Consider the following 6522-nt stretch of genomic DNA (forward strand, 5'->3'; position numbering starts at 1 on the left):
CGGCTTCTCGCCTTCACCCGGCTTCTCGCCTTCACCCGGCTTCTCGCCTTCACCCGGCTTCTCGCCTTCACCCGGGTTCTCGTCGTCGCCCGGCTTCTCGCCTTCACCCGGGTTCTCGTCGTCGCCCGGCTTCTCGCCTTCACCCGGCTTCTCGCCTTCACCCGGCTTCTCGCCTTCACCCGGCTTCTCGTCGTCGCCCGGGGTGGTCTCGCCCTCACCCGGAGTGGTCTCGTTGTCACCTTCGGTGCCACCGTTCTCGGTGTCAGTGGTGGTGTCGGTGTCGCCGGTCTCGGCGATGGCGTTGATGGCTTCGTCGACGGTTGCGTCAGTGTTCTCCTCCGCGTTGGCGGCGGTGGTGCCAGCCAGTGCGAGGGAGCTCGCCAGAGCGGCAGCGGTGAGGTTGCGGGAAATGCGCTTCATATTATTTCTCCTGGGAATAGATCGGGGACGTCTTATGAAAGTGAAAGGTCGTCATCAGGCGATGTTCGTCATCGCTTACTGACTTCGACCTCCCACATGCTAACGAAGGTCGGAAAGGGATTGGTCAAGCTGTGAAAGGTTATATGGGTATTCCATGACAGCTGCCAAGGGCTTATCAGCGCGCAATAATATTTGCTGGCGCGGTTATGGTGCCGCGAAAACGCGAAAAAGGCTGTTTGGCGGTGGTGCGGCCGGGGAGAGGTGTGGGTGAGGCGCCGAGGAAGTTGACAGGCGTTACACAGGGAATCTGTGAAAGTCTCCGGCGGCGGAGAGTGCGTTTATTGAGTGGGGCACGACATATCGCCGTATTGTTATGAGGGAATTCACACACCTGCTACCCCTAAGGAGAACTCATGCAAGGGACAAAAGTCGGCGCGAGCCTCGCCGCTGTCGTCGCAGCAGCTGGCCTGACCGCATGCGGAGGAGATGGTTCCGGTGATGCGGCGGATGTTGATTTCATCAGTACTAACTCCACCGAACCCCAAAAGCCGCTCATCCCGGCGGACACCAGCGATGTGCCGGGAGCAACGCTCATCGACCTCATCTACTCGGGACTCGTGTACTTCGATGAGAACGGTGAGGTGCACAATGACCAAGCAGAGAGCATAGAGAAGACCGATGACGTGACGTACAAGGTCACGCTCAAGGAGGACGCGGTGTTCTCGGATGGCTCCCCGGTGCGTGCCCAGGACTATGTCGATACGTGGAACAACGCCGTAAAGAACAGCATGCTCTCTGCCTATTTCTTCGAGCCCATCAAGGGCTACGAAGAAGGAACAGAGAGCATGGAGGGGCTCAAGGTTGTCGATGAGAAGACGTTCACCATTGAACTTGATGAGCCCACGGCGGATTTCGAGACGCGTTTGGGTTATTCCGTCTTTTTCCCCATGCACGAATCAGCCTTCGATGACATCGACGCCTACGGCCAAAACCCAGTGGGAAGTGGCCCTTATAAGCTGCAGGAATGGAACCATAACCAGAATGCGATCCTCGTTCCCAACGAGAAATATGAAGGTGACCGGAAGGCGCAGAATGATGGTTTGAACTTCGTGTTCTATGCCGATGCCAGCGCGGCCTATGCTGACCTGCTTTCGGGGAATCTGGATGTTTTGGACTCGATTCCGTCCTCGGCCATGGCCAACTTTGAAACTGATCTCGGTGAGCGCGCAGTGAATGAGCCTGCCGCAATTTTCCAGTCCATTACTATTCCCGCTGGGGATGAGAACTTTAGCGGGGAGGCGGGGGCGTTGCGTCGACAAGCACTGTCCATGGCCATTGACCGCGACGAGATTACCCAGACCATTTTCCAGGGGACGAACACCCCGGCGGTGGATTTTACGTCGCCTGTGCTTAACGACGGTGCCACAGACATCCCTGGCAATGACGTCCTGACCTATAACCCGGACAAGGCTCGCGAGCTGTGGGCCAAGGCGGAGGAGATGAAGCCATTCAAGGGGCCGTTCACCGTGGCGTATAACTCCGACGGTAGTCACAAGGAGTGGGTCGATGCTGTTGTGAACTTCATTCGAAACACCCTTGATATTGATGCGCAGCCAGCGCCGTATCCGGATTTCAAATCGCTACGCGATGAAGTCACGAACAAGACTATCGAGGGTGCGTTCCGCACCGGCTGGCAGTCGGTGTATCCGTCGCCGTCGAGCTTCTTGGAACCGTTGTATGCCACGGGCGCTGCGACTAACGACGCCGACTATTCCAACCCCGAGTTTGATTCGCTTCTGAAGAAGGCCGCAGCGGCAGCCAACGAAGAGGAGAGTGTTGAGCGGGTCAACGATGCCCAAGCGGTGCTCATGAAGGACCTTCCAGCCATCCCGCTGTGGTACACCAACTCCACTGGTGGCTACTCCGAGCGTGTCGATGACGTGATCTTTACGTGGAAGTCGAAGCCGTTGTATTACAAGGTGACTCTGAAATAGATCGATACACGTCCTGCTACGTGAAAAGCGCTCCTCAACGATTGGTGGTGAGGAGCGCTTTTTCTTGAGCGGGCGGAGCTGTTAGAAAGGCAGCTTGATGCCCAGGGATTTTGCCACGTTCGGAGCGATAGCGGCGATGGCGCCGATGACGCCTAGGACAGCAGTGACGATGGCGGCAATGCCAAGATCGGTCGGCTCACCGTCCTTGGAGCTGAGGGCTTTATCGAAGGAGCTGGATTCATTGGTGCCGGTCGGCGCCTGCGAAGGGTCATCCGCTGGTTCCACGGGCTTCTCCGTCGGGGTGGTCGGCGTTGTCGTCGTGGACGTCGTCGAGCTCGGCGGGTTCTTGGCAAGGGATTCCTGGATTTCAGCGGCTGCGGTGTCCTGCTTGCCACAGGCAGCGGCGTCGTCCTTGGCAATCGCCATGACCTCGGCGCGGTTCAGGGTCAATTCTTCATTGTCAGTAGCGCGCCAGAGTCCGAATTCCTCCTGCTTGAAGGTGTGCTCGGTGTTCTCGATGGTGGTGGTGAACTCTTCGGCTGGGGCCCAGCAGAAGTTGATTTCGGTAGCCGAGGTGTTGGTGGCGTTTGCGGTGGACTCGTCGGCGGTAGCGATGGTCGAGCCAATAACACACAGAGAGCCCGCCAGAGCGGTGGTGGCGAGAGCGAGTGAAGCCTTCTTCATGGGATTCTCCTAGAAATAGCGCGAAGGAAAGTGAAAGATAGAAAACCCTTGGTGCGCAGGGGCTATCCAACTATATTAACGCTACCTCAAGCGTTTAAGCGAAATGCGGTTAAGGTCCGAAAGATCACCTGCGGTGGGGCAGCGTGGGAGTGCGATTAGTTGGTGGGCGCAAAACTGCGAGAACCGCGTTCCTCCATGCTCTTAAAAGTAAGGCCTGGAGGCGCGCGGAACGCGGCGCAGGGACTCTTAGATAAAGAACTTGCGGCGAGCAGCGAAAGCGCCAGCTGCAATCATGGCTGCGATGGCCAGTGCGGCAAGGCCACGAGCAACGGTGTTGGAACCGGTCTCAGCGGAGATACCGCGCGACTGTACCTGGGACTTCTCGGCGGTGCTTTCGGCAACCTGACCACCCTGGGCGATGACCTCGTCCTTGTTCTCCTTGAGCATCTGCTCGGAAGCGGCCTTCTCCTCGGCACTCGGAGCGTCGTTCTGGGCTGCCTCCTGGGACTTCACGTAGGTCTTGCCATCCTTGGCCAGGTACCAGGTCACGCCACCGATGACGAGGGCGGCCGGCAGGGCCAGCCATGCCAGCTGCTTGGCGTCGAAATCGGAATCCTCGGCGGAACCAGCCGGGGGCTGGGAGCCGCCCGTCGGATCGGTCTCTCCAGAGGGCGGAGTAGCAGGCTTGTCCTTATCCTCACCGGCCCCCGGATTCTCGTTGCCGGTCTCGGGCTGCTCGCCGCCAGTCTCCGGCTTCTCTGGGTCATTCTTAGAAGCGTCGCTGCCGTTGTCGATCGGGGTGTCAACCTGGGACGGGCCGGCCGGAGCCGGGTCCGGGTCGGCCGGTGCAGGAGCGTTGTCCTGAGGATCCGGATCAACCGGGGCTGCTGGATCCTCGGCGGGGTTGTCGGCGGGGGCTTCTTTCTCCTGCAGGCGCTCCCAAGCGGCCTGTGCCTGTTCTGCGGTGAGGGAGACGGAGCCCAGTGGATTGGTGCTCTTGTAGGAGCCGTCGGCCTGGCGCTGGTAGGTAGTGCCATCGAGTTCGAAGACGGCCGGGGCCGGAATCTGTGCGGAGGCAACGGCGGTGCCGCCCAGTGTGAGGGAGCCAGCCAGTGCGGCTGCGGTCAGGGTGCGGTGGATGCGCTTCATATGTTTCTCCTAGTGGGTTTGCGAGAGGGAGTTCATCAGACCAGAACCACAATAGTCACAGTTTTCACATCAGTCACAGGGGTTACGTGAAGATGTCTCGTAATTTATGGGGGATGTGTCGTGCTGATCTGGGGCAGTGTTCGATGAGCGCGAAGTATTGGTCGTAATGTAAAGGAGCTGGTTGTTTGGTAGAAGAGCAGGTTCTGGTGGGGCTGCTGGTTGCGAGGTGTTCGACAACGGCCTGTCAAAACGGGTACCCCTGCACGGGGGTGAAAAGTACGACTGAGCGCTAGCTTGCGCCCGGCTCAGGTGTGGTCGTTACGCCCTCAAACTGCCAGCCCACCACCGCGTTGCGTACTGCAGAAGCCAGTGGGTTGGCCGGCTGAATGCAGCTGATGGTCAGCAGGCGGCCCGGTTTGGCATCGGCACCCCAGATACTCTCGTCCTGCTCAAGGCCGTCCTTTGAAGGGTCGTGCAGATCCGTGGCTATATACACCAGCCACTGCTCGCCGGAGCTTTGAGTGCGCAGGTACAGCTTGTCGCCCACCGCGGCCTTGTGTTCATCGGCGCGGCCGTCGTAGAGATTATTGAATACCGCCGGCACACCCGCGCCCGTGTGTCCAGCAATGACCACGATGTCCGGCGAGTCCGTTCCGGGCAGCGAATAGGGCTTGTCCTCCGCGGTATAGGTGCAGGCCTTATTCATGGAGTCCGGGTTGATCTTATCGTCCTTGACCCGGCAGGAGCCTTCCTCGAAGTCCGCGCGCACATCAATCGTTGGGATGTACATCTCGACTGCAGGTGAAGGCTCAATGATGGCGGCAGGCTCCGTTACTACTTCTGTGGGCTGCGGTGCGGGTGTGTCTGGTTCCTGATTGAGCTTGAGCGCGGCGATAATGCCGACCAGCACCACCGTCACAATGGCTACGAGGTGGAGGCCACGGCTGTCGCTGGGCTTGCGATGGCGCACTGTGACCTGGTTTGACCGGCGTCGTGGGCGGTTGGGCTGCTGCTTGGCGACGGCCCCCGCGCGGCCGTACGAGGAGCGGCTTCGGCGGCGGGCTCGTTCTGCGCGGAGATCGATGCGGATTCCCTCTTCCGGCAGGCGGTAGCTATCGCGCCGCGCCGAGTAGCGAGAATCCATGGTGTGCTCCTGAGAGTTAGATGATTAGAAAAATACAGTACTACCCGACGGCAAGCTGATAGCGCAGCGCATAGGTGATAAGCCAGTGGGTGGACATGAAGTGGCCGTCGACAAGCTGCGGACGCGCGCTGGCCACCAAGGCTTCGGCACGCGGCAGAGCCGAGGCGTCGAAATACTCGGCGAGCTCAACAATCATCCACGCCCTTGTGAGTGCCAGGCCGTAGAGATGGGCCAGGCGGCCATCGGTCGGGTCGAGTACTTCTGGGATATCGGTAAGGAAATCCAGTGCTTCGGCGCGGTGGGGGAGGAAACCGTCGAACCACTGCGGGAAGTCCGGGAGAACGCGCGACATGAGCAGAGCTTCTGATAATCCGTTGGAGAGGAAATCGTGCCCGGACAGCTCCCATTCGAGCGGGTAGTCGCGGTCATCGCCGAAAAGGCGAACCGCAGCATCGCGCACCGAATCCGCTAGTGAATCCAAGCGAAGTTTCTCCGCTGCCTCGAGGGTGAGGAAAAGGTTGAAGGCGGTATTGGAGTGCATGCCGTGGCGCACCGGCTGGTTGAGTGAACCGAGCCAGTCGTGGCAGTGCTGCGCGGTGAGTTCGACGAGCTTATCCATTGCTTCGCTGGGGCGGATGGAGGCTAGCTGCAACAGCCAAGCGCGCCCGTAGGGCATCTCATACCCGGGGTGTTCGACAAGGTAGTTGTATTCGACGGTGAGGGCTTGGGGGCTGAGGCGATCGTCGAGAAGCGCGGCAAGACTGGTGGGAGACTTGGGTCCGAGCATGGTACCCAACAGCACCCCGGAATACTGCATGTGGACGCTGGAATGCCAGTCGAAACAGCCGTAGAAACTGGGGTGCAGCTCGCGTGGGCGCACGGTGCAATCATCAGCTGAGCTGCTCGTGTGGTGCATTGCGGCGGGAAATTCGCGCTCGAGGGTGTCGATAACTGCTTCAGCCCAAGTCTTTAGCGTGGTCATGCGTCAAGTATGGCAGAGCTAAAGGTGGGGCATCTCTTTCTATGAGTCGCTGAGGTGTGTGTCAGATGCGGGTTTTTGGTACCGGTGTTCCGGAGACCCGGTACTGCCGGGTTCCGGGTAGTTGGTACCGGGGCCGGGCCGACGGAGTC

General features: G+C 59.7%; 5 protein-coding genes and 1 pseudogene. 1 reads left to right on the plus strand and 5 read right to left on the minus strand.

The annotated features are described in order from the left end of the window. Positions 1 to 420, minus strand: a pseudogene (locus RDN59_RS10825) (hypothetical protein); the annotation flags it as partial. A 413-nt stretch (positions 421 to 833) separates the two neighbouring features. Here RDN59_RS10825 and RDN59_RS10830 point away from each other — a divergent pair. Continuing rightward, complete coding sequence (locus RDN59_RS10830) at positions 834 to 2414, plus strand: ABC transporter substrate-binding protein (RefSeq protein WP_308607846.1); 1581 nt, start codon at positions 834 to 836, stop codon at positions 2412 to 2414. A gap of 81 nt (positions 2415 to 2495) precedes the next feature. Here the strand turns inward: RDN59_RS10830 and RDN59_RS10835 are convergent, their stop codons facing one another. The 4 genes from RDN59_RS10835 to RDN59_RS10850 form a co-directional block, all read right to left on the minus strand. Continuing rightward, positions 2496 to 3098 carry a hypothetical protein gene (locus RDN59_RS10835; RefSeq protein ID WP_308607847.1) on the minus strand — a complete coding sequence of 201 codons (603 nt, stop codon included), beginning with the start codon at positions 3096 to 3098 and terminating at the stop codon, positions 2496 to 2498. A 246-nt stretch (positions 3099 to 3344) separates the two neighbouring features. Continuing rightward, a complete protein-coding gene (locus RDN59_RS10840) occupies positions 3345 to 4247 on the minus strand; it encodes a hypothetical protein (protein WP_308607848.1) in 903 nt (300 codons plus the stop codon). 289 nt (positions 4248 to 4536) lie between these two features. After that, a complete protein-coding gene (locus RDN59_RS10845) occupies positions 4537 to 5391 on the minus strand; it encodes a sortase (protein ID WP_308607849.1) in 855 nt (284 codons plus the stop codon). A 40-nt stretch (positions 5392 to 5431) separates the two neighbouring features. Next, complete coding sequence (locus RDN59_RS10850; protein WP_308607850.1) at positions 5432 to 6373, minus strand: DUF2891 family protein; 942 nt, start codon at positions 6371 to 6373, stop codon at positions 5432 to 5434. Between the last annotated feature and the right edge of the window lie 149 nt (positions 6374 to 6522).

The sequence above is a fragment of the uncultured Corynebacterium sp. genome, from assembly GCF_902489365.1.
In the GTDB taxonomy this organism is placed as follows: domain Bacteria; phylum Actinomycetota; class Actinomycetes; order Mycobacteriales; family Mycobacteriaceae; genus Corynebacterium.